At 65.0% G+C, this 23,760-nt stretch carries 22 protein-coding genes; 14 read left to right on the top strand and 8 right to left on the bottom strand.

All coding sequences use genetic code 11. The annotated features are described in order from the left end of the window. The first annotated feature begins 26 nt into the window (after nt 1-26). Nucleotides 27-2,630 carry a malto-oligosyltrehalose synthase gene (treY, locus tag GR158_RS21950; RefSeq protein ID WP_160872593.1) on the top strand — a complete coding sequence of 868 codons (2,604 nt, stop codon included), beginning with the start codon at nt 27-29 and terminating at the stop codon, nt 2,628-2,630. Nucleotides 2,631-2,659: 29 nt separating this feature from the next. Here the strand turns inward: treY and GR158_RS21945 are convergent, their stop codons facing one another. Then, a complete protein-coding gene (locus tag GR158_RS21945) occupies nt 2,660-3,364 on the bottom strand; it encodes a GntR family transcriptional regulator (RefSeq protein ID WP_210253303.1) in 705 nt (234 codons plus the stop codon). A 225-nt stretch (nt 3,365-3,589) separates the two neighbouring features. On the opposite strand from GR158_RS21945, the gene GR158_RS21940 reads away from it, so the two are divergent. From GR158_RS21940 to GR158_RS21915, 6 genes are all read left to right on the top strand, one after another. Further along, complete coding sequence (locus GR158_RS21940) at nt 3,590-4,777, top strand: ABC transporter substrate-binding protein (protein ID WP_246665749.1); 1,188 nt, start codon at nt 3,590-3,592, stop codon at nt 4,775-4,777. Between the two features lie 92 nt (nt 4,778-4,869). Next, entirely contained in the window at nt 4,870-5,739 is an 870-nt protein-coding gene (locus GR158_RS21935) for a branched-chain amino acid ABC transporter permease (protein WP_160872591.1), read from the top strand. A 4-nt stretch (nt 5,740-5,743) separates the two neighbouring features. After that, a complete protein-coding gene (locus tag GR158_RS21930) occupies nt 5,744-6,715 on the top strand; it encodes a branched-chain amino acid ABC transporter permease (protein WP_160872590.1) in 972 nt (323 codons plus the stop codon). Beyond that, complete coding sequence (locus GR158_RS21925; protein WP_160872589.1) at nt 6,712-7,494, top strand: ABC transporter ATP-binding protein; 783 nt, start codon at nt 6,712-6,714, stop codon at nt 7,492-7,494. The genes GR158_RS21930 and GR158_RS21925 overlap by 4 nt, the downstream gene beginning before the upstream one ends. Nucleotides 7,495-7,497: 3 nt before the next feature. After that, entirely contained in the window at nt 7,498-8,220 is a 723-nt protein-coding gene (locus GR158_RS21920; protein WP_134646193.1) for an ABC transporter ATP-binding protein, read from the top strand. A gap of 1 nt (nt 8,221) precedes the next feature. Continuing rightward, complete coding sequence (locus GR158_RS21915; protein WP_160872588.1) at nt 8,222-8,947, top strand: aspartate/glutamate racemase family protein; 726 nt, start codon at nt 8,222-8,224, stop codon at nt 8,945-8,947. Here GR158_RS21915 and GR158_RS21910 read toward each other — a convergent pair. The 3 genes from GR158_RS21910 to GR158_RS21900 are packed head-to-tail and all read right to left on the bottom strand — an operon-like array spanning nt 8,944 to nt 12,186. Continuing rightward, complete coding sequence (locus tag GR158_RS21910) at nt 8,944-9,705, bottom strand: SDR family NAD(P)-dependent oxidoreductase (protein ID WP_160872587.1); 762 nt, start codon at nt 9,703-9,705, stop codon at nt 8,944-8,946. The genes GR158_RS21915 and GR158_RS21910 overlap by 4 nt on opposite strands. Next, complete coding sequence (locus tag GR158_RS21905; protein WP_160872586.1) at nt 9,698-10,477, bottom strand: SDR family NAD(P)-dependent oxidoreductase; 780 nt, start codon at nt 10,475-10,477, stop codon at nt 9,698-9,700. Before GR158_RS21905 ends, GR158_RS21910 begins: the two co-directional genes overlap by 8 nt. After that, on the bottom strand, nt 10,474-12,186 hold the full coding sequence (locus GR158_RS21900) for an FAD-dependent oxidoreductase (protein WP_160872585.1): 1,713 nt from the start codon (nt 12,184-12,186) through the stop codon (nt 10,474-10,476). The genes GR158_RS21905 and GR158_RS21900 overlap by 4 nt, the downstream gene beginning before the upstream one ends. A 117-nt stretch (nt 12,187-12,303) precedes the next feature. On the opposite strand from GR158_RS21900, the gene GR158_RS21895 reads away from it, so the two are divergent. The 3 genes from GR158_RS21895 (at nt 12,304) to pobA (ending at nt 15,047) form a co-directional block, all read left to right on the top strand. After that, complete coding sequence (locus GR158_RS21895) at nt 12,304-13,203, top strand: helix-turn-helix domain-containing protein (RefSeq protein WP_134646203.1); 900 nt, start codon at nt 12,304-12,306, stop codon at nt 13,201-13,203. A 91-nt stretch (nt 13,204-13,294) separates the two neighbouring features. Beyond that, complete coding sequence (locus GR158_RS21890) at nt 13,295-13,861, top strand: NIPSNAP family protein (RefSeq protein WP_160872584.1); 567 nt, start codon at nt 13,295-13,297, stop codon at nt 13,859-13,861. A gap of 19 nt (nt 13,862-13,880) precedes the next feature. Then, nucleotides 13,881-15,047, top strand: a complete 1,167-nt coding sequence (gene pobA / locus GR158_RS21885; RefSeq protein ID WP_160872583.1) for a 4-hydroxybenzoate 3-monooxygenase — start codon at nt 13,881-13,883, stop codon at nt 15,045-15,047. Here the strand turns inward: pobA and GR158_RS21880 are convergent, their stop codons facing one another. Continuing rightward, complete coding sequence (locus tag GR158_RS21880; protein ID WP_160872582.1) at nt 15,048-15,809, bottom strand: IclR family transcriptional regulator C-terminal domain-containing protein; 762 nt, start codon at nt 15,807-15,809, stop codon at nt 15,048-15,050. A gap of 137 nt (nt 15,810-15,946) precedes the next feature. On the opposite strand from GR158_RS21880, the gene GR158_RS21875 reads away from it, so the two are divergent. The 4 genes from GR158_RS21875 (at nt 15,947) to GR158_RS21860 (ending at nt 19,496) form a co-directional block, all read left to right on the top strand. Continuing rightward, nucleotides 15,947-16,654 (top strand): 3-oxoacid CoA-transferase subunit A, encoded by a 708-nt coding sequence (locus GR158_RS21875; RefSeq protein WP_160872581.1) that lies wholly within the window; start codon nt 15,947-15,949, stop codon nt 16,652-16,654. Further along, nucleotides 16,651-17,340, top strand: a complete 690-nt coding sequence (locus GR158_RS21870; RefSeq protein ID WP_134646213.1) for a CoA transferase subunit B — start codon at nt 16,651-16,653, stop codon at nt 17,338-17,340. The genes GR158_RS21875 and GR158_RS21870 overlap by 4 nt, the downstream gene beginning before the upstream one ends. Nucleotides 17,341-17,353: 13 nt before the next feature. Continuing rightward, nucleotides 17,354-18,559 (top strand): 3-oxoadipyl-CoA thiolase, encoded by a 1,206-nt coding sequence (gene pcaF, locus GR158_RS21865; protein ID WP_160872580.1) that lies wholly within the window; start codon nt 17,354-17,356, stop codon nt 18,557-18,559. A gap of 142 nt (nt 18,560-18,701) precedes the next feature. Next, complete coding sequence (locus GR158_RS21860) at nt 18,702-19,496, top strand: IclR family transcriptional regulator (RefSeq protein WP_160872579.1); 795 nt, start codon at nt 18,702-18,704, stop codon at nt 19,494-19,496. Between the two features lie 58 nt (nt 19,497-19,554). Here the strand turns inward: GR158_RS21860 and GR158_RS21855 are convergent, their stop codons facing one another. Genes GR158_RS21855 through GR158_RS21845 form a run of 3 tightly spaced genes read right to left on the bottom strand, consistent with a single transcriptional unit; the run spans nt 19,555 to nt 23,627 of the window. Continuing rightward, nucleotides 19,555-20,166, bottom strand: a complete 612-nt coding sequence (locus tag GR158_RS21855; RefSeq protein WP_160872578.1) for an NIPSNAP family protein — start codon at nt 20,164-20,166, stop codon at nt 19,555-19,557. Continuing rightward, nucleotides 20,153-21,916, bottom strand: a complete 1,764-nt coding sequence (locus GR158_RS21850) for an FAD-binding protein (protein WP_246665748.1) — start codon at nt 21,914-21,916, stop codon at nt 20,153-20,155. The genes GR158_RS21855 and GR158_RS21850 overlap by 14 nt, the downstream gene beginning before the upstream one ends. Beyond that, the gene (locus tag GR158_RS21845; RefSeq protein ID WP_160872631.1) at nt 21,879-23,627 is read right to left on the bottom strand and encodes an FAD-dependent oxidoreductase; all 1,749 of its coding nucleotides are present in this window, start codon (nt 23,625-23,627) and stop codon (nt 21,879-21,881) included. Before GR158_RS21845 ends, GR158_RS21850 begins: the two co-directional genes overlap by 38 nt. Between the last annotated feature and the right edge of the window lie 133 nt (nt 23,628-23,760).

Below are 23,760 nucleotides of genomic sequence, written 5' to 3'. Positions count from 1 at the left end.
GTTCCCATCCGGCGATCAAGGACAGCATGACCCGCCTTCTCTCGACCTATCGCCTCCAGTTCCGCAACGGCATGACCCTCGGCAAAGCCGTCCGGCTCGTGCCCTATCTCCATGCGCTCGGCATCAGCCACCTCTATGCATCTCCCTTGATGACGGCGGTCAGCGGCTCCACCCATGGCTATGACGCCACGCGGGTGGATGAAATCGATCCCACACTTGGCGGTATCGACGCCCTGCGGCAGCTCGCGGCCGAACTCCATGCACACGACATGGGCCTGATCCTCGACATCGTGCCGAACCACATGGCCGCAAGCCTGGAAAACCCCTGGTGGCGCAGCCTTGTCCTCTGGGGCTCGGAAAGCCCCTTCGCGCGCCACTTCGACATCGACTGGACGGAGAAACTCACCCTTCCCTTCCTCGGCAAGGACTTCGCCGAGGAATTGGCGGATGGAACGATAACGCTCGCGCTGGAGCCCGGTTGCGACGCTCTGGCGCTTCGCTATCACGATAGCTACTACCCTCTTCATCCCGATACCTACCCACATGTGCTGGACGCAGCCGACGCATTTTTCACCAGCGCCACGCCTTCCACGGACCCGCAGGGGCGAGCGATCCTTTCCGACGTTCTCGGATCCGGATCCGCGCGCGCCGATCTTGAGGCGCAGCTGGCGGCCGTTGCATCCGACCCCGCCCGCATCGCCACCGTCCACGATGCGCAGCCGTGGCGGCTGGTGAACTGGAAGACGGCGAGCGAAAACCTCAGCTACCGGCGCTTCTTCGAGATCGCCGGCCTTGCCGGCCTGCGCGTCGAGGACGACAGGGTGTTCGAGGACAGTCACCGACTCATCCTGGACCTCGTTCGCGACGGCACGGTCGACGGCCTGCGGATCGATCATATCGACGGCCTTGCGGATCCGCAGGGTTATCTCGAGCGTCTGCGCGCGGAAGTCGGACCTGATGTCATCATCCTTGTCGAGAAAATTCTGGAACGGCAGGAGCACCTCCCCTCCGACTGGCCGATAGCCGGCACGACAGGCTACGAATTCATCACGGCTATGGCCGACGCCTTTGCCGACGAGAAGGAAGACGGGCGACTGGCCGCAGCGTTCAACGCACTGAAGAGCGATGACGACCGGCATGCCTATTCGGATGAGATGTATGCCTGCAAGCGGCAGATGCTGGCCGACAATTTCCAAGGCGAAGTGCGCCGCCTCGGCAGACTTGCTAAGCGCGTGGCCGACCGCTTGAACGCCGATTTCTCGCGGAGCGCGCTGACCGAGGCGATTTGCGCTGTGATCATCGCCTTTCCGGTCTATCGCACCTATCTCGCATCCGGGCGAAGCATCGATCCACGCGATCATGACATCCTGGCAACGGCGCGGTGCGAAGCGCAGGTGCGCGTGCGCCCGGAAGTGCGCGAGGCGATCGACCTCATCTGGGAACTGCTGACCGATGAGAAGACCTGCGAAAAAATACCGGACTGCATCGAATTCCGCACTCGCTTCCAGCAATTGACCGGGCCGATCATGGCCAAGGCGCTCGAGGACACCCTGTTCTACCGCGAGAATGCCTTTATCGCCCTCAACGAGGTGGGCGGCGATCCGGGACACCCTCCGGGGGGATCGGCTGCATTCCACGCAGCGATGCAGGATCGCGCCGGGAACTGGCCGCTGGGCCTCTCCGCAACCTCCACGCATGACACGAAACGCGGGGAAGATGCGCGCGCGCGCCTCTATACATTGAGCGAGGCACCCGAAGAATGGGTAGCGGCGACGCAGCGCTGGCGCGCCCTCCCGCACCACGAAGGGACAGCACCCGCAGCCGATATACAATGGCTGATCTATCAGGCCCTTGCCGGTATATGGCCGATCGATGGACGCGATGACCGCGCCGCGATGGCGGCGCTGCCGGAGCGCATGACGGCCTATGTCGAGAAGGCGCTTCGCGAGGCGAAGCGACAGACGAACTGGAGCGGGCCGGATCCCGCCTACGAGGCGAGCGTCACCGGATACGTGGAGAACCTGCTGTCGGACACGGCATTCATCAAGGACTTCACGCAGACGCTTTCGCCCTTCATCGATGCGGGACTATCCAATGCGCTCGCCCAGACCCTGGTGAAGCTGACGGCTCCGGGCGTTCCCGATATCTATCAGGGAAGCGAACGCAGCGATTTCTCGTTGGTCGATCCGGACAACAGGACAACGCTCGCGATAGAGCCCCTGCGCATACCCTCGAAGCCCGTCCCTTCGCGAACCCATTTTGCCGACTACAAACAATGGCTGACGGCTAAGGTGCTTGGCTGCCGCATGCGGTTTGCAGAGGTCTTTCACGGCCCATACGAAGCACTCGAGCTCTCGGACGGCGGGCATCAAGCCTTGGCATTCCTGCGCGGAAACACGGAGGCCTTTGCCATCACCGTGGTTCCGCGCCTCGCTTTCGGAAAGATGAGTGCGGAAACACTGTGTCTCTCAGAGGCTGCGATCCGCGATATATCGCTTGCGATTCCGCCCGCATTCGAAGGCCGCACAGTCCGCTCGGTCCTGGATGACCGAACTTTGACACTCGGCAGCGCGCTGCCGCTGTCGGACATTCTCCGTACGGATCCGGTCGCGCTACTGATCTCCGCGTAACATCACGCGATAGCCGGGTGCCGAGCAGGTCAGCCCTTGGCGAAGAGCTGGACGAGATCCACCGCGCCCGTCTCGGGCGAGCCGAGCTGAAGATGGCTTTCGATATGGCGCAGATGCAGCGTCATCATCCACGCCGCCTTTTCGGCATCCCGCGTGCGGAAAGACCCGACAATGGCCGCGTGGTCGTCGTCGCGACAGTTGCTGACGCCAGGCGCCCCGAAGATCCCGATGATCAGCGACGTCCGCGTCACAAGTTCCTTCATCGTGCGCAGGAGAACGGCGTTGCCGGCGATCTGCGCCATCAGGGTATGAAACTGGCCGGACAGGCGGATGGCATCATGCCGGTGCCGCTCCTTGTGAGCGACATATTCCATTTCGAGATGCCGGTTGAGCTGCGCGATATCCTCATCCGTCGCGCGCTGGACGGCGAGGCGGGCGATGTTGGGCTCCAGCGCCAGGCGCGCCTCGAACACCTCCCGCGCCTGCTCGGCGGTCGGCGACGCGACGAAGGCGCCGCGATTGGCGTGCAGTTCCACGACTTCGCGGCTCGCGAGCAGAAGCAGGCTGCGGCGAATGCGCATGCGCCCGACGCCGAACGCCTCGCACAGCGCGGACTCGGAGAGCTTCGTTCCCGGGGGCAATCTCTGCTCGATCACCGCTTCGAAAATGCGATCGACGATATCGCCCTCGTCGATCTCGTCCGCTTCGACCAGGTCGTCCCTGTCTACATTCACCACCGATTTCACCTCATGCGCCTCGGGATCGCATATCTCTAAATAGGTCCGATTTGGTTCACCAACAAGCGTCCATTTCGTCAACACTGCGTCGTATGATTTGTTTACACCCACTTGACAAGATTGTTAACAATACGCTCAATGTTCAGGCCAAGGCTGAGCATGACCGCCATTCGCGGCCCGCTTGCCGATAGAAAATAATTAATGGCCCAGAGGAAGAACATCATGCACAAGCGTACATTCCTGAAATTTTCCGCCCTCGCCGCAGCGACCGTCCTGTCGATGCCGCTGATGGCCCATGCCGAAAACGCCACCTTGAAGATCGGCTTCGTCGGCGTCACCTCCGGCCCGGCTGCGGCCTGGGGCATCTCCAACCAGCGCTCCATGGAGACGCGTGCCGCCTGGCTGAACGAACTCGGCGGCGTGAAGATCGGCGACAAGACCTACAACATCCAGATCGTGCCCTTCGACGACCAGAAGGACCCGAAGCGCGCCATCGCCGGCATGGAGAAGATGGCACAGGACGGCGTGCACTATGTCGTCGGCCCGAACGTCGATGACGGCGCGGCCGCCGTTCGCCCGGTCGCCGAGCAGAACGGCATCATGTATTTCCCCTACGCCTTCCCCAAGGAACTCTTCACCGCGCCGGCGTCCAATGCGATCCTCGGCATGGTGGCGAACTACCAGTCCGGCCCGGCGATCTATAAGTACCTCAAGGAAAACAAGGGCGTGAAGAAGGTGGCCTTCGTTGCCGCCAACGAGTCCGATCCGCTCAGCCAGCGTGAATCCGGCATTGCAGCCGCACAGGCGCTGGGCCTCGAAGTGGTGTCCGGCAACGTGACCTACCAGGTGGATACGACGGACTTCACGCCGGTCCTGCTGCCCGTCATCCAAGCTTCGCCGGACCTGCTCGTGCTCTCGGGCGTCTCTCCCGCCAACGCGCCGCAGCTCATCCGTTCCGCCCGCGAGCTGGGCTATACCGGCTTCATTTCCACGGAGACGGGACAGGATGCCACGGTTCTGCAGGAAGGTGCCGGCGAGCTTGCCGAGGGCTTCATCTCGGTCGGCGGCGCATCCACGCCGGAACTCGCCAGCGATACGATGAAGGAATTCGTCGACCGCTACACCAAGATGTTCGGCGAGTACAACGACGAGTCCAACACCAAGGTCTATGCCCTCGAATACATCATCGAAACGCTGAAGGCGAACCCGGCGGCAATCGACAATGTCGAGGAATACAAGAAGACCATGGACACGTTCGAGGCCGCCAACCCCTTCATGAAGGGCGACGCCAAGCTGAAATATGTCGGCATGACCTCCTTCGGCCAGAAGCGTCAGGTTTCCGTTCCCCTCGTCGTCAACGAATTCAAGGGCGGCAAGTTCGAAACGCTGTTCGTCGGCCAGGTCGACTGATCAGAGCCCAGGCATCCCAAGAACGGGACCCGGAGCGCACGCGCAGTCCGGCCGGGTCCCACCTTGCCTGAACCTTCCATTGGAGGCTCACGATGGAACAGATAATCGCCAACGGTTTGTACCTGGGCGCGCAATACGCGCTGATCGCCCTCGGCCTGACCCTGATCTTCTCGCTGATGAACGTGCTGAACTTTGCCCATGGGCAGATGTACGTCTTCGGCGGCTTCGTCACCTATACGGTCGTGGTGCAGCTCGGCCTGCCCTTCATCGTCGGCCTCTTCGCTTCGGCCATCGTGCTGGCAATTCTGGGCGCCGCCATCGAGAAATTCCTCTTCGCGCCGGTCATACGACGGTCCAAGCGCGATGAATCGACCATGCTGCTCGCCGCCGGCATCGCCTTCTTCCTCGATGCCGTCATCCTGCTCGCCTTCGGCGAAAAGCAGCGCGGCGTGCCGAAGATCGTCAACGGCGTGTTCAACTGGGACATGCGCATCATCATGCCCTACGACCGTATCCTGATCGGCGTCCTCGCCATCCTGCTGATCGTCGTCTTCATCGCCTTCATGAACTATTCGCGCACCGGCCGCGCCATGCGTGCCCTGGCGCAGGACAAGATGGCCGCCCAGCTCATGGGCGTGAATGTCGCGCGCTATTCCATGATCGGCTTTGCGCTCGGCGCCATGCTCGCCGGCCTCGTCGGCGGTCTGCTCGTCACCATCACCGGCGTCAATCTCGGCATGGGCGGACCGACGTCCGTCAAGGCCTTCCTCATGATCATGATCGGCGGCGCCGGCGTCATTTCGGGCGCGATCGCCGGCGGCTTCATCCTCGGCATGATGGAAAGCGTGGGCCTGACCGTGCTCTCGGCCTATGGCGACATCACCTATCTCGTCATCTTCGCCACGCTGATGGTGTTCCTGGCCGTCCGCCCGCAGGGGCTGATGGGCAAGCCGTGGGGTTGAGACCATGAACGCGAAAAAACTCCTCGGCTTCGCCGCTTTCCTTCTCGCCGTCTTCGTGCTGGTGCCGCTCATCATCAAGGCGACCGGACGGTCGGATTTCTACTACACCCTTACTTCCGTAGCCCTTCTCTCCGTCGGTGCCGCCGGTGTCTGGCTGACGTTCTATATCGGCCGCATCAATATCGGCCAGGGCGCCTATGCGCTGGTGGGCGGCTATGTCTCGACCATCCTCGTCACGCAGGCCGGTGTCTCGTTCTGGCTGACATTGCCGCTGGCCGGCCTGTTCTGCGCGCTGATCTCGGTCCTGATCGGCCTGCCGATCCTGCGCCTGCGCGGCGTCTACTTCGCCATGGTGACGCTGGTGCTGACAGAAGTCGCGCGGCTCACGGCGCTTGCTCTGCCGATCACCAATGGCGCCAAGGGCATCACGTCCATTCCGCTGCCGGGCGAGTTCTCGCTCTTCGGCATCACGATCATCCCGGCCTTCGGCTCGCTCGCCAATCCGCGTTTCGGCTTCTACATCATGGCCGTCGTGCTGATGATCGTCACCTATCTGGTGCTCTGGCGCATCGTGAACTCCAGGCTTGGCCACCTCTGCCGCAGCCTCCAGCAGAATGAGGAACTTTCGGCGTCCATCGGCGTCAACACGGCCTATCTTCGGGTGCTCGCCTATGCGATCTCCTCGTTCTTCGGCGGCATCGCGGGCGCCATGTTCGCCTCCATCGCCCAGTCCATCTACCCGTCGTCCTTCGTGGTCGCGGACAGCGTGAACTTCATGCTCTACTGCTTCCTCGGCGGCCTCGGTTATGTCTTCGGCCCGATGCTTGGAACGCTGCTGCTCTATTTCGGCTGGGACCTGCTGTCGATCGCCCGCGAATACCAGCTTCTCATCTATTCCGGCATCATGATCCTGCTCATGCTGGTCCTGCCGAACGGTGTCCTCAGCCTTCTCGACAAGAAGGAGGGCCGCGCATGAGCCCGATCCTGCAAATCCGCAACATCACCAAGCGCTACGGCGGCCTGACGGCGGTCAACGACGTCTCCTTCGACGTCAACAAGGGCGAGATCCTCTCGGTGATCGGCCCGAACGGTGCCGGCAAGTCGACGCTGTTCAAGCTGATCTCCTCGTTCGTGCCTGCGACATCGGGCGAGGTCATCTTCAACGGGGAGCGCATATCGAGCCTCGCCCCGCACAAGGTGGCCCGCATGGGCGTCGTGCGGACCTTCCAGGAAACGACGATCTTCCGCTCGATGACGGTGCGCGAAAACATCATCGTTTCCCACCACTTGCGTTCGAAGGCGAGCCTCCTCGGCTTCTTCCTCGGCACGAAACAGGCGAAGGAGGACGAGGACGCCTTCGCGGCCTCGGCCGACGATATCGTCGACTTTCTCGGCCTTCAGGCCATCCGCAACGAACTCGCCTCCAACCTGCCGCAGGGGCATCTGCGTGCACTCGGCATGGCCATCGGCCTTGCCACCGATCCGAAGGTCATCCTGCTGGATGAACCCTTCGCCGGCATGAACCACGACGAGACCATGAAGATGGTCGCGCTCGTGCGGCGCCTGCGCGACGAACGCGGCGTCACCGTGCTGCTCGTGGAGCACGACATGCCTGCGGTCATGAAGATCAGCGACCGGATCGTGTGCATCAATTTCGGCCAGAAGATCGCCGAAGGCACGCCCCAGGAAATCCGGGAGAACGAGCAGGTCATCGAGGCCTATCTCGGCTCCGAAGATGCAGCGATCGGGATGTAAGCCATGACGAACATATTGAGCGTTGAGAACATCGAACTCTATTACGATCACATCTATGCGCTGAAGGGCGTTTCCATCGATGTGGCCGAAGGCGAGACCGTCGCGCTGATCGGCGCGAACGGTGCGGGCAAGTCCTCGATCCTGCGGGCAATCACCGGGCTTCGGCCCCTCAAGTCCGGGCGGATCCTCTATCAGGGCGAACGGCTCGATGGCGCATCGGCGTCGGATATCGTCCGCCGGGGCATTTCCATGGTGCCGGAAGGCCGTCGCGCCTTTCCGCTGATGTCGGTGAAGGACAATCTCCTGATGGGCGCCTTCACCCGCACCGACAAGGCCGAGATCGAACAGACCCTGGAAAGCGTGCTGACGCGGTTTCCGCGGTTGCGCGAACGGTATCACCAGCAGGCCAGCACCATGTCCGGCGGCGAACAGCAGATGATGGTGATCGGTCGCGCCCTGATGGCCCGCCCCAAGCTCCTGCTTCTGGACGAACCGTCGCTCGGTATCGCCCCGAAGCTCGTGCAGGATATCGCGCGCGCCATCGTCGCGATCAGCCGCGACGAGAAGGTTTCCATCCTCCTCGTCGAGCAGAACAGCCGCATGGCGCTGTCCATCTCCAATCGCGCCTACGCGCTTTCCACCGGATCCATCGCGCTGTCAGGCAATTCCAGGGAACTGATGAACGACGACCGCATCAAGGCTGCCTACCTGGGAGGCGAACTCTGACATGAAAATTCTCGTCATCAATCCCAACACGACCGCTTCGATGACGGCGCATATCGGGAAGGCGGCGCGTGCCGCCGCCTCTCCCGGCACGCAGGTGACCGCGATCAATCCCGTTCACGGCCCCGTTTCGATCGAAGGCTATTTCGATGAGGCGATGAGCCTGGCCGGCCTGCTCGACGCGATCCGACGCAACCCGGATTGCGATGCGATCGTCATCGCCTGTTTCGACGACACCGGCCTCGACGCCGCCCGCTGCCTGACCGACAAGCCGGTGATCGGCATCGGCGAGGCCGCCTATCATTTCGCGTCGATGATCTCGAACAAGTTCACCGTCGTGACCACGCTGGCCCGCTCGGTGCCGGCGCTGGAACACAATCTCGCCCGCTACGGACTCGATGTGCGTTGCGCCCGCGTGCGCTCCTCGGAAGTCGCCGTGCTGGAGCTCGAACAGCCCGGCTCCAACGCCCGCCAGAAGATCAGCGCCGAGATCGGGCTGGCCATCGGCGAAGACCGTGCAGAGGCGATCGTGCTCGGCTGCGCCGGCATGGCGAGCCTCGCGGCGGACCTTGCCGCCGAACATGGGCTTCCCGTCCTCGACGGCGTGTCCTGCGCGGTGAAGCTGGCCGAAGCGATGGCCGGCCTCAATATCCGCACATCCCGCCTCGGCGGTTATGCCCCGCCGCCGCCCGCCAAGCTGGCGGGTGTTTTCCCCACCGTGGCCAGCTAGGCGTCATCCCGCCACGCATCCCCGAAATCGCCGAAGGCGGTCCAACCGCCATCCACCGGCAGGACGGCGCCGGTAATGCCCGACGCTGCCGGCGACGCGAGAAAGGCCACGGCCGCCGCCACTTCCTGCGCGGCGATCAACCGGCCGATCGGCGTGCGTCGGCGCAGCGTCGGCAGGTCGATGCGCCCCGCATCGGCGAGCGTGCGGACAAGCGCCGTTTCCACGAAGGCCGGCGCGACCGCATTGACCCGCACGCCCCTGCCCGCCCATTCGCAGGCCATGGCCCGTGTCATGGCGACGATGCCGGCCTTGGCGGCGCCATAGGCGTTGCGCTTCGGCAGTCCGGTGATCCCTGCGATGGAGGACAGGTTGACGATGGCGCCCGATCCTCGCGCAACCATGCCCCTGCCGACCTCGCGCGACATCAGGAAGGTGCCCGCCAGATGCACGTCGAGCACCTTGCGGAAGGTGTCGATGCCCTGCTCCAGCGTCGGCAGGTGGCTGTCGCCGATGCCCGCATTGTTGACGAGAACGTCGAAGGGTGCGGCGGACGCCGCCGCAATCGCATGCGCCTCGTCGGTGATGTCGCAGGCAAGGCCCCGATGCCCCTCACCCAGCGCGAGTGCCCGCGCCGCCGCCTTCTCACCGTCGAGATCGGCGATGGTGACGCGATAGCCGGCATCCGCCAGCGCCTGTACTATGGCAAGCCCGATGCCATCGGCGCCGCCGGTGACGAGCGCGTGTTTTTCCTCACGCATAGCCGGGCCTCGGCACCAGCCCCATCAGCGTCTGCGACAGTCCCCCATCGACCACAATGTCCTGCCCGGTGACATAGGAGGCACGCGGCGAGGCGAGGAACAGGGCGACATCCGCCATGTCCTTCGGCTCGGCGATCCGCCCGAGCGGCACCATGGCCTCCCGCTTCGCCTTCACCTCCGCATCGCGATAGAAGGGTTCGGAGAGGGGCGTTCGCACGAGGCCGGGGCTGACGGTGTTGGAACGGATCCCATTCGGACCCCATTCATAGGCAAGTTGGCGCGACAGCATCAGGATCGCCGCCTTGGAGGCCGAATAGGCGCCGCTCGCCGGCTGCGGATGCGTGCCGGCAATGCTCGCCACATGGACAAGCGTGCCGCTGCCGCGCGCGATCATGCGCCTGCCGAAGGCTTGCGCGGCCGCGAGATAGCCATTGAGATTGACCGAAAGCATGGCCGACCAGTCGGCCTCGCTCACGCTTTCGAGCGGGCCCGGCCGCAGGATGCCGGCATTGTTGACGAGAATGTCGGCCCCGCCTTCCGCCTCCACCGCCTCCGCAGCGGCGGCGATCTCGTCGCCTTTGGAGAGGTCGCAGGACAGCACGAAAGCGCCGTTGCCGAGTTCGTCCGCAAGCTCCCGGATGCGCTCCTCGGTGCGGTCGAGCAGCACGACACGCACGCCCTCGGCCGCAAAGGCCCGCGTCAGAGCCTGGCCGATCCCGCCTCCCGCGCCGGTGATGACGGCGGTCTTTCCATCCAGTCCAAGCCAGCTCATGCGGCTTCCTCCCTGTTCGTCGCATCGGGCGCGATGCCCGCAAGGTAGCGGCCGGTGATCCAGCCGAAGGTCATGGCCGGGCCGAGCGTGATGCCGGCGCCGGGATAGTTGCCGCCCATGATCGACGCGCGGTCGTTGCCGACGGCGAATAGGCCGGGGATGACGGCCCCCGCGCGATCCAGCACTTCGCCGGGCACGGTGGTCTTCAGGCCATCGAAGGTGCCGAGATCGCCCATCTCCAGCTTCACCGCATAGAACGGCCCCCGTTCCACGGGCGCAACGCAGGGGTTCGGCTTGTTTTCGGGATCGGCGAGATAGCGGTTGAACGCGGTCTCGCCGCGATGGAACGCCTCGTCGCGCCCCTCCCGGGCACCGCGGTTGAAGTCGGCCACCGTCGCCTCCAACGCGGCGGGCTCGATGCCGCAGGCCTGCGCGAGCTCTGCCAGCGTGCGGCCCTTCTTGAGATAGCCGGAGCGCAGCCAGAGGGAGAGCGGCATCGGCGCGGGCTTGGCATGGCCGAGGCCGTATTTTCGGATCGTACGGTGATCGCAAATCAACCAGGCGGCGGCCTCACCCGAGGCGATCATCGCAGCCCCCACATCGTGATAGCTCTCGCTCTCGTTGGTAAAGCGCTTGCCGTTGGAAAGCACGGCGATCATGCCCGGTTTGTAGCGATCGAGCAGATGCGGAAAGACACCCTTTCCCGGCACGCGGCTGACCGGCATCCAGGCTGCGGGTTGGGGAAATTCCGCATCGAAGGCGCCGCCCGCCGCCTCGCCAAGACGGATGCCATCCCCGGCATTGCCCTCCGGCACCGGCGAATAATGCCCCGCCTGGCTGGACCTCAGATGGGCATAGACATCGGCCCGCCGGGCGAGATCCTGCGCATAGCCGCCGCAGGCCAGCACGACGCCACGCCGGGCGGTAATGGTGCCAGGCTCGGCGCCACCCACCTCCGCGCCCGTCACGCGATCGCCTTCCTTGACGAGACGAAGAGCCGGCGTTTCCGTCAGAATCGGGATACCGAGATCGAAGCAGCTCTTGGCAAGCCGGGCGGCGAGCGCATTGCCGCTCGTCACCTGCACGCCACGTCCATAGCGCGCCACCTCCCCCGCATGGGCGGCAAGCCGCTTCAGCACATAGGTGAACGACGTCAGTGATTTCGTGGCATTGAAGAAATGCTTGATGTCCGCATTGGACGAATTGAACATCATGCCCATGAAGGTGATGGTCGAGAGCGGCGGGCGCAGGCGCTTCAGGTTGTCACCAAGCGCGCTCGTGTCGAAGGGTTCTGCAAGCACGGAGCGCCCGACATCAGCGCCGCCATCCACCGTCGGATGGTAATCCGGGTAGAGCGTCGGCACGAATTTGACTGTGGTCTGCCTCTCAAACCAGTCGAGCATCTTCGGCCCGGCATCGAGGAAGGCATCGACGGCGCCCTCATCGAACCAGTTTCCCGTCTCCGCCTTCATGTAGCGGCGTGCGGCCTCGCGTGTGTCGGCGGGATTGTTGACCTTGCCGTGGCGATTGCCGGGTATCCAGAGAACGCCACCGGAGAAAGCGGTGGTTCCGCCGAACACCGGCTCCTTCTCGATGACGATGACGGAGAGACCATGTTTCTTCGCGACGATGGCCGTGGCGAGACCGCCGGCACCCGAGCCTATGACCAGCACGTCGCAGACGCGCCCCCTCTCCTCAAGCCGCTCCATCGGTTCCTCCCTGTCATGAATGGCAGGACATCTTGCTACGCTGCGGCCCGGGCAGAACCAATGGACGCACCCGTGGAATTGTTGCACAATTCAATCGGGAGAAACCGGGGAGGAGAAATGGCGAACGGCACCGGGCGCAGCATTCCGCACTATTATCTCTATGGCGATCAAGGCGCGGACGTCGAACTCGACTTCCTGCACGTCGAGCCGATCCGCGACCGCAGCGGCCCCAACGATTGGAGAATTCGTCCGCATTCCCACCCCGATCACATGCAGGTTCTGCTGGTGAAAAGCGGCGGCGGCTCCATCCGCATGGAAGAACAGGTGCTGTCGATCCCCGCCCCCGGCATCCTCGTCGTGCCGGCGGGGATCGTGCACCAGATCGACTTCAACCCCGGCACCGACGGCTTCGTCGTCACCGCCGCGCTCGGCTGCCTCAAGGCCGCCTCGGCATCGGATGCGCGCCTGGCGCACGCATCGGAACGGCCGGCCGTCTATCCGCTGGAGGGCACCGGCGTTTCCATACCCGCCGTCATGGAAACCTTCGAATGGATGCACCGCGAGTTCATCTGGTCGGCACCCGGCCGACGCACGGCCATCATGGCGCAGTTCATGCGCGTGCTCGTCGTGGTGCTGCGGCTGAATGTCTCCCATGACGATCCGGGCATTGCCGCACCCGACCGCGACTACGACCTCCTCGTTCGCTATCGGGGCCTGCTTGAGGAGCATTTCCGCAACGAACGCTCGCTGGCCTTCTATGCCGGCGATCTCGCCGTCACGCCGGCGCGCCTGAACGCGGCCTGCAAGGCCAGGGCCGGCAAGACGGCCTCCGACCTCCTCTATGAGCGCATCGTGATCGAGGCGAAACGTTACCTCGTCTATACCGAAAGCAGCGTAGCGCAGGTGGCGCATCTCACGGGCTTCGACGATCCCGCCTATTTCAACCGCTTCTTCACCCAGCGCGTCGGCCTTTCGCCCGGCGCCTTCCGCAAACAGGCGCTGCATCACGACAGCTGACGGCCGACCGGGTATCGTCCAATCTTTCCGACGCTCCGTCCATTTCCCAAATCGGTCCCCATGGTCAGTTTGCGCACCATGGGAGACAGACATGATCCATGAGTGGCGAAGCTATCGCCTGAAGCCGGGCGCGGCGGGCGATTATCTTGCACTGCTGGCCGACGAGGGACTGCCGCTGGTCACGCGGCACCTGCCGCTTGCCGGCTACTGGCTGGGCGAGACCGGTCCGCTCAACACCATCCACCACCTCTGGTCCTATGCCGACTGGGCCGAACGCGAGACCTGCCGCGCGTCGCTCGCCACCGAGGCGGCCTGGATTGAAGGCTTCATTCCCAAGGCCTTCGCGCTGGTAGAGGAGCAGGAAAACCGCTTCCTTCAAACGGTCGCATCCTCCGCTGCCTTCGAGGCTGTCGTTGCGGATAGGCGAAAGCCGCATCCGGCGCGGGCAGCGGGCGCGCCGCTCTTTACGCCGGCCTGCGCCGCGCTCGTTTCCGGCGAGCCGATCGACGGCGCGGTTGCGACATGGACGGTGCTTTCCGGCCGGGCGGCGGGATCCCTCTCGCTTCTGCCCCGCAGCCCCGATCCCGTTCCGTCCATCCCTCTGGCGGGGGGCAGCAGCCATATCGTGCTGCGCCCGCTTGCCTTTTCACCGCTGTAATTTCGGGAGCGAACGCACCATGCGTCATCAGGTCGTCATCATCGGCGGCGGGCCTTCGGGCCTGTTGTTGTCTCTTCTTCTGCGTCGCAAGGGGGTGGATGCCGTCGTACTGGAACAGCGCACCCGCGCCTATGTGCTCGCCCGCATCCGGGCGGGCGTGCTGGAGCAGGGCCTCTGCGACCTGCTGCGCGAGGCCGGTGTCGGCAAGCGGCTGGATGCCGAGGGCTTCGTGCACGGCGGGACGCTTCTTGCTGCCCATGGCAAGCAGGTCCATATCGATTTCAAGGCCCTGACCGGCAATTCCGTGACGATCTACGGCCAGACGGAAGTCACGCGCGACCTCTATGACGAACTGGACCGCACTGATGCGCCGATCTACCACGAGGCGGAAGGCGTGGAGATTCACGGTGCCGATAGCGACGCGCCCTATGTGACCTTCACCCATGGCGGAACGAGCCATCGCATCGACTGTGATTACATTGCCGGCTGCGACGGCTTCCACGGCGTCAGCCGCAGGACGATCCCCGAGACGACGCGCCGCGACTATGAGCACATCTATCCCTTCGGCTGGCTCGGCATTCTCTCCGAAACGAGACCGCTGCAGCACGAACTGGTCTATGCCGGCTCGGACCGCGGTTTTGCGCTATGTTCCATGCGCAATGCCCATCTCAGCCGCCACTACCTGCAAGTGCCGCTGACGGACAAGCCGGACGACTGGAGCGACGACGCCTTCTGGGCGGAACTGCGCCGCCGCCTGCCGGCGGACCTGGCGGAAAGCCTGGAAACCGGCCCCTCGATCGAAAAATCCATCGCGCCGCTCAGAAGCTTCATCTCGGAGCCGATGAGCTGGGGAAGGCTGTATCTGGCCGGCGATGCCGCCCATATCGTGCCGCCGACCGGCGCCAAGGGCCTGAACCTTGCCGCCTCCGATGTCTATTACCTGTCGCGGGCGCTGATCGCCCACTATGCCGGCGACGATGATCATCTCACATCCTATTCCGCCACGGCGCTCGCCCGCGTCTGGAAGGCCTCCCGGTTCTCCTGGGCGATGACGCGGATGCTGCATGTCTTCCCGGACGAAGGCGAATTCCTTCGCCGCATGCAGGGGGCGGAAATGGACTATCTCGCAGGCTCGCAGGCCGCCCAGACGGCGCTCGCCGAGAACTATGTCGGCCTGCCCTACTGATCAGGCCAGCATCGATGCAAGTTCGGCCTGCCGCTTCAAGAGCGCCGGCAGGTAGCGCTCGACGATGGCCGCCATCGGCTCCGCGGTCGCGGCAAGGCCGACATTGAGCGCGGCGATCGTTTTGCCGCGCGACGTGCGCAACGGCACGGCGATGGAGCGCAGGCCGGTTTCCACCTCCTGATCGATGGACGCGAAGCCGAGCCGGCGCACATCCTCCAGCGCCGCCATCAGCGCGGACATGTCCGTCACCGTGCGCTCGGTCCGGGCCACGCGCGGCGAGGCCTCCAGCAGCGCCCGCGCCTCTTCCTCTGCGCGCGCAGCCAGCAGCACGCGCCCCATCGACGTGCAATAGGCCGGCAGTCTCGAACCCGGCATCAGCGCGATGGACATCACCCGCTGTTGGGCGGCGCGGGCCACATAGACGATTTCCCATTCGTCGAGGATCGATACCGACGTGCTCTGGCCGATCTCCTCCGACAGACGGTCGAGCGTCGGCTGGACGATGCGCGGCAACGGCATGGTGGCAAGACAGCCCGTGCCGAGGCGCAGGATACGCGGGGTGACCGTGAAGAACTTGCCGTCATAGGCGGCATAGCCGAGTTCGGAAAGCGTCAGCAGACAGCGCCGCGTGGTGGCGCGGTCGAGCCCGGCGATGTCGGCCGCTTCGGCAATGGAAAGGCGCGGGCGCTCGGCGCTGAAAGCTTCGATCACCTTCAGCCCCTTGGCGAGGCCGCCCATCATGTCCCGTTCCTTCACCGTCATCAGGAGCGCCCCACTCGTGCGATATTCGAACAAAAGTCATATAACGCACAAATTGATTGCCGTCGAACGCTTTTGCGCCTTTAGTCCCACGCGAAAACGATGGCTCATCGACCAGCCGTCGCATGGAGGTTTTAGACATGGACAAGACAATTGCGAGTGCGGCCGAGGCCGTCGCCGGGATCGGCGATGGCGCAACCGTCATGATCGGCGGCTTCGGCGGCTCGGGCGCGCCGATCGAGTTGATCCACGCCCTGATCGACAAGGGCCCGAAGGATCTGACCGTCATCAACAACAATGCGGGCAACGGCCGTATCGGCATTGCCGCGATGATCGATGCCGGTCTGGTGAAGAAGATGATCTGCTCCTTCCCGCGCTCGTCTGACCCCCGTGCCTTCACGGAAGCCTATCTCGCCGGCAAGGTGGAATTGGAGCTCGTACCGCAAGGCACGCTCGCCGAGCGCATCCGCGCCGGCGGCGCAGGTATTCCCGCCTTCTACACGCCAACCGGCTACGGAACGGAACTGGCCGAAGGCAAGGTCATCGCCGAATTCGATGGCCGCGCCTATGTGCAGGAGCGCTGGCTCAAGGCGGACTTCGCCATCGTGAAGGCGCATGTCGGCGACATCCACGGCAACCTCACCTACAACAAGGCCGCGCGCAATTTCAATCCGCTCATGTGCATGGCCGCGGCCAAGACCATTGCGCAGGTCTCGAAGATCGTTCCGCTCGGCGGCATCGACCCGGAGCATGTGGTGACACCGGGCATCTTCGTCGACGGCGTCGTCGAAATCGCCAATCCGCAACAGGAAGAAGTCCTCATCCGGACGGGAGCCGTCTACGCATGACCGTCGAAACCACCGAAGACCTCAAGCTTTCCAACGCCCAGATCGCCTGGCGCGCGGCGCAGGACATCCGCGACGGCGCCTATGTCAATCTCGGCATCGGCTTTCCCGAAATGGTCGCGCGCTACCAGCCGCCCGGCCGGCAGGCCATTTTCCACACGGAGAACGGCATCCTCGATTTCGGCGAACCGCCGGCCGAGGGTGAAGAGGACTGGGACCTGATCAATGCAGGCAAGAAGGCCGTGACGCTGAAGCCCGGCGCCGCCTTCTTCCATCACGCCGACAGTTTCGCCATGGTGCGCGGCGGCCATCTCGACGTCGCCATTCTCGGCGCCTACCAGGTCGCGCAGAACGGTGACCTCGCCAACTGGCGCGTCGGCTCCAAGGGCGTGCCCGCCGTCGGCGGCGCCATGGACCTCGTGCACGGCGCAAAGCAGGTCTTCGTCATCACCGAACACGTCACCAAGGACGGCAAGCCCAAGCTGGTGGAAGCCTGCACCTTCCCGCTGACCGGCGTCGGCTGCATCACGCGCGTCTATACCAGCCTCGCCGTGATCGACATCGTGGACGGCCGCTTTGTGCTGCGCGAAAAGCTGCCGGGCCTCTCCTTTGAGGATCTCCAGGCCAAGACCGGCGCAAAGCTGCACACCGATGGCCCCGTCGCCGACCTCGTCGCCCCGGAACTGTGAGGATATCTAGATCATGACCGACGTCTTCATCTGCGATTACATCCGCACCCCCATCGGCCGTTTCGGCGGTGCGCTGTCCTCCGTGCGCGCCGACGATCTCGGCGCCCTCCCGCTCAAGGCCCTGCAGGAACGCAACACGTCCGTCGACTGGGAAGCCGTCGACGACGTGATTTTCGGCTGCGCCAACCAGGCGGGCGAGGACAACCGCAACGTCGCGCGCATGTCGCTGCTTCTGGCGGGCCTGCCGGTCTCGGTGACCGGCACGACCGTCAACCGCCTGTGCGGCTCGGGCATGGATGCGGTCATCATCGCCGCGCGTGCGATCAAGGCCGGAGAAGCCGATCTGATGATCGCCGGCGGCGTGGAAAGCATGAGCCGGGCCCCCTTCGTCATGCCCAAGGCCGATAGCGCCTTTTCCCGCAAGGCCGAGATCCATGACACGACCATTGGCTGGCGCTTCGTCAATCCTGTCATGAAGGCGCTCTATGGCGTCGATTCCATGCCGGAGACCGGCGACAATGTCGCCATCGACTACAAGGTCTCGCGCGAGGATCAGGACGCCTTCGCCGTCCGCAGTCAGGAAAAGGCGGCCGCCGCACAGGCCAACGGCCGTCTCGACAGGGAAATCGTGCCCGTCAGCATTCCCCAGAAGAAGGGGGATCCGCTGACCGTGGCGCAGGACGAACATCCGCGCGCCACCAGCCTGGAGGCGCTCTCCAAGCTGAAGCCGGTGAACCGCATGGACGGCGCGACCGTCACCGCCGGCAATGCCTCCGGCGTCAATGACGGCGCAGCCGCCCTCATCATCGCCTCGGCGGCGGCCGCGAAGAAATACGGCCTCACCCCGATCGCCCGTATCGTCGGCGGCGCGACGGCGGGTGTTCCACCCCGCATCATGGGCATCGGCCCGGCACCGGCCTCGCAGAAGCTGCTGAACCGCATCAACTGGACGGCGGGCGATCTCGACGTCATCGAACTCAACGAAGCCTTTGCCTCCCAGGGCCTTGCAACGCTCCGCCAGCTCGGGATCGCCGATGACGATCCGCGCGCCAACCCGAACGGCGGAGCGATTGCGCTGGGGCACCCGCTCGGCATGTCCGGCGCGCGCATTGCCGGCACGGCCGCTCTCGAACTCTCGCTTACCGGAAAGTCGAAGGCGCTGGCGACGATGTGCATCGGCGTCGGCCAGGGCATTGCCATCGCCCTCGAAAGGGGCTGACGACCCGTTTTCAAGTCCGTTCCATTGATCGCCGCACGCGGTTTCCGCGTGCGGCCTTTTCGTACCTGCTTGCCGTGAGGAAAGACCTTGACTGCACAGCGCGCAAGGTCAAAATGGAATAACAATCCATATTGGAACGCGCATGAGCACGCTTGAAAAATCCCTGAACATCATAGAGCTTTTGGCTGCCAAGCCGGGTGGGCTTTCTGTTTCCGCCATCGCAGGCAAGGTCAACCAGCCTGCAAGCGGGGTGCACCGCACGCTCAACGAGCTGATACGGCTCGGCTATGTCCGCCAGGTGCAGGATCAGGGCGATTATGCGCTGACCATGAAGCTTGCAGCCCTCGGCGTTGGGTTCCTCGGCAGGACCGGTGTTGGCGATGTCGCGCAGCCCATTCTCGACCGGCTCGCCCAGGCCAGCGGCGAACTCATTCGTCTTTCCGTGATCGACGGCGACGACCTCATCTGGGTGGCTGTGGCGCAGGGTGCGACAGGCGGCCTGCGCTATGACCCGGGCCAGGAACAGGGCGTGGTGGTGCATCTCGCCTCCAGCGCGGGTGGGCAGGCCTGGCTGTCGGCGATGAGCGACGAGGAAGCGCTGGAAAGGGTTTCGCGACAGGGGCTGATCGATTCCTCCAAGCCCACGGGACCGGGCGCACCGAAGACGATCGCGGAGCTGCTGACCGTTCTCGCCGAAACCCGCAAACGCGGCTACGCGGTATCGATCGACAGCTATATCGTCGGCATGGCGGCCATGGCCGTGCCGGTCTTCGGCAACGACCGGGTGATCAGCTGCCTGTCGATTGCCGGTCCCGCCGTGCGCATGACGCCGGAGCGCATGAAAGAGCTGGCGCCGCATCTCGAACAGGCCGCACGCGAAATCGGCATGTCCGCCACCGGCTCGCGCTACTTCCCCGGACTGCACAAGCGGGCCTGACGCCGCAACGAAAACGCCCCCTCCATCCGGAAGGGGCGCTTTTATTGGTATCAGATCCTTATTTCAGCGGCGAGTTTGCCGTCGGGAAGGCGATGGTGGACTGCATGTCCGTCGTCAGCCACTCCGGTCCGCCCTTTGGCGGCCACACACCCTGCGTAACGGAATCCGCACGCACCTGCCCGCGCTCGTTGACCGAGGCGAAGGGCCAGATATGCGTCATGCGCGGCTTACCGTCGATGCCGTACATGCAGATCGTCAGTTTCGACAGTTCGGTGCGCGCCGGCACCGCCGCTTCCCACGCCCGGATCGTCGGCTCCAGGCCACCGGTCTTCAGGACATAGGTGCGGAACTCGTAGGCCGGGCCGAAGCGACCGGTCTCGACCGGCGGCAGGAACGGAAAGGGCGCGTATCCTTCCAGCGTGAGCCCCGTCAGCCATTCGGCGGAACCAAACGGGTTGGAAGCCTTGAGCGTGCGCTCGCGCTCTCCGTCATAATCCGCCACCGTGTCGAAGCCGCGCAGCACGAGCACGCGGTTGAGCACGCCGATATCGGCATAGAAGATGCCGAGCAGCCTGCCGTTGCCCTCATCGGCAAAGGCTTCGATGGCCGGCGCGGCCTTGGCCGCAGCGCCCATGGTGGTCGAGAGTGTCGCGATTTCATAGCGTTGCATTCTGTTTCCTTTCATCCGTCATTGCGCCGGCACTGTCGGCCAGCGCGCCGGCGGCGTGCTTGGCCACACGCCAGCCGAAAACCAGGGCCGGGCCGAGCGTCGTGCCCGGGCCGGGATAGGTGCCCCGGAAGATCGAGGCGAGATCGTTGCCGCAGGCATAGAGGCCGGTGATCGGCTCGCCGTCCTCATCGAGCACCCGGCCGAATTCGTCGCCCGAGAGGCCTGCACTGGAGGCGAGATCGGCCGGACGCACCGCCATGGCGTAATAGGGTCCCGCGCCCACCGGGCCGAGGCAGGGATTCTTGCCGCCCGACGCCGCGTCGCCATTGAAGCGGTTCACGACGCTCGATCCGCGCCCGAAGTCTTCATCGACACCCGAGGCGGCAGCGCGGTTGTAGCTTTCGACAGTGGCGGCCAACGCCGCGGGGTCGCACTGGATCCTGCCGGCAAGCTCCGTAAGCGTTTTCGCCTCGATGACATAACCGGCCTTCACCATCGCCATGAGGTTTCTCGCGCCGGGCAGGATCATGCCCATGCCGTAGCGGCGCATGAACGCGGCGTCACAGACGAGATGCGCCGGAACGGCGCCCGTGGCGATCTGGCCCATGGCGAAGTCATGATAGGAGTTGGCCTCGTTGACGAAGCGCCGGCCCTTGCCATCGACGGCGAACAGTCCGGGCTTGGCGCGATCGAGGATGATATGCGGCCAGACGGCCAGCGTTCCATCGGGCCGGCGATAGGACGAGCAGGGCATCCAGAGGGCGGGGCTGTCGCCGCCATCCTCGAAGCGCGCGCCGATGGCCATCGCTACATCGGCGCCGTCGCCGGTATTCGTGACCGGGCCGAGCGCATAATCGCGCGTCCCCTGCGGAAACAGCCGCGCGCGGAGGGCCTTGTTCCAGCACACGCCGCCGGTGGCCAGCACTACCCCTTTGCGCGCGCGAATGCGGCGCGGGCCCGAGGCTCCCTCCAGAACGGCGCCGACGACGCGTCCGTCCTCGACGATCAACTCTTTCACGCCCGTCTCGAACAGGATTGGAACCTTCGCCTTGCGGAGGCTGAACAGCAACCGGGCCACCAGCGCATTTCCCATGAGCAGCCGCGTACCGCGCCTGTATCGCAGCCGGTCGAGCATGTAGCCGCCGACGATGGCGATGGTGGTGCGAAGATTGGCGATGGATGCGAAGGGCGCAAGCAGGGCGCCAACCTCGGCACGTCCCACCATCATGCCGCCCAGCCCCAGGAATTCGCCGCGCGGCGGACGCACGCGCTCGAAATCCTCCCGGCTGAGCAGACGGCCGTCGAAATTGATCGGGCCAAGCGCCCGGCCGCCATAAGCGGCACCGGGACCGTCGAGATAATCGGGGTGGGCCGCCGCGGCGGCGAATTTCACGTCGGTCCTGCGGTCGAGCTCCTCGATTGCCGCGCGGCCGGATGTGAGGAAGGCTTCGCGCAGCCGCGCGCCGCCACGATTTGCGACGACGGACTCCAGGAAGGCCCGCGCGTCGTCCACACTGTCGGGAACACCGGCAAGCTCGGAAAGATGCGTACCGGGCACCCATGTCGTGCCGCCGGATGTCGAGGTCGTGCCGCCGACCTGCGCGGTCTTCTCCGCGAGGACGACATCCAGCCCTTCCAGCCGTGCGACGAGAGCGGCCGTCATGCCGCCGGCCCCGGCGCCGCAGACGAGAAGATCGACCTCCTCCAGACCGTCAGGATTGCGATTGGACGGCATCTTGCTCTCCTTCATGCCTTGCCTCTTGCGCCGCATCGCCCGCGGCAATGGTCTCGGCGGCCAGGAAACCGAATGTCATGGCCGGCCCGAGGGTGATGCCGCCGCTTGGATAATGGCCGCCCATGATGCTGTTCATGTCGTTGCCGGCTGCATAGAGCCCCGGCACCGGCCGCCCTGCCCCGTCCAGCACCCGCGCCTTCGCGTCCGTTTCGATGCCGGCGAAGGTGCCGAGGCTGCCGGGCACGATCTTCACGGCGTAGAACGGCGCCTTGACGATGGGCGCGAGACAGGGGTTCGGGCGATGATCGGGGTCGCCCTGCGCCCGCTGGTACGGCGTCGTCCCGCGATGAAACTCGGGATCTTCCCCTCGCGCCGCGTTGCGGTTGAAAGCCTCGACGGTCGCGGCAAGCCCGGCCGGATCGATCCCGCAGCGTTCCGCGAGTTCCGCGATGGTCGGCGCCTCGATGAGATAGCCGTTGCGCAGCCAACGGCCGAACGGAACCGGAGCGGGCTTCACGGCCCCCAGGCCGTAGCGGCGCAGAAAATGCCGGTCGCAGACCAGCCACGAGACGGCCGGCGTTCCCGGTACCGTGGCGGCGATCATCTCACGGACATAGTCGTGGTAGGGCCCGCCCTCGTCGGCAAAACGCCGGCCGGACGCCATGACCGCGATGATGCCGGGTTTGCCGCGTTCGACAAGATGCGGGAAGCGTCCCAGGCTGCCATCGGGCCGCGGCACCAGCGAGACGGGCGCATAGGCGGCGGCATCGGTCATGGTACGCGACACGCGGCCGCCCGCGCTTTCCGCGAGCCGCAAACCATCGCCGCTATTGGTGACGGGTGCGGCCGAATAGTGCGGCGTGCCGTCCTGCACATGCGGCAGAAGCGCCTGGAGGCGATCGGCATCGTTCGGAAAACCGCCCGTCGCCAGAACGACACCGCGCTTGGCCACGACATGGACGGGGCCATCGGCCGTTTTCAGAACGGCCCCGGTCACATGGGGACCGTCACGAAGCAGGTCATGGGCCCCGGCATTCGGCCACAGCCGGACCCGCCGGTCGGCGGCGGACCGCAGGAGCCGGCCGACCAGCGCATTGCCGTTGACGAGCTGCATGGCACGGCGATGAAAGGCCAGATCGCGCGCATGCTTGAGCACGCGGCCCGTCGCATAGGCGAAGGCCCGAAACGATCGGGTCGCCGTCAGGAACATGCGCATGTCCACGCCCGAGCCGATGCCCATGCCGAGCAGCGTGGTCTCCGGAATGGGTTGGCGCAGACGCCCGGCGAGCCCGCCCAGCGCCCGCCCGTCATAGGGCGCAGCGACGACGGAGCGCCACCCCTTGGCGGCGCCGGGCAGATTGCCGTGGAAATCCGGCATGGCGCTGCCCGGCAGGAAGTGCACGGCCGTGTTCTTCTCGAAGAAATCCAGCATGCGCGGCGCAGCCTCGAGATAGGCGTCGATCATGCCGGCATCGTATCGGTTGCCGAGGATGTGGCGCAGATAGGTCCGCGGCCCTTCCGGACCCTCGCCCTTGCCGGCCGCAACGGCATGCGGCGCGTTGGGCACCCACAGCCAACCGCCGGAGAAGGCGGTCGTTCCCCCGAAAGTCTCCGTCTTCTCGGCGACGATCACATCCAGGCCGTGATGCGCGGCAGCCACGGCAGCGGAAAGACCGCCCGCACCGGAGCCGATCACCAGCACATCGCATTGCGCATGGCGTGACATCTTGGCGCGTGGCGCGGCCTTATCGGCACGCCCGTCATCATCGGACCGCGCGTCCATTGCCTTCATCCCTGCCTCCTCCGAAGGCGTGGCTGCGCACCCACCCTTCGGGGCGGCGGCGTCCTGATTTGTCCGG

The organism is Shinella sp. AETb1-6 (assembly GCF_009826875.1).
Lineage (GTDB): Bacteria > Pseudomonadota > Alphaproteobacteria > Rhizobiales > Rhizobiaceae > Shinella > Shinella sumterensis.
Note: the sequence above shows the minus strand (reverse complement) of the source record. Positions and strands in the feature narration are given on the sequence as shown.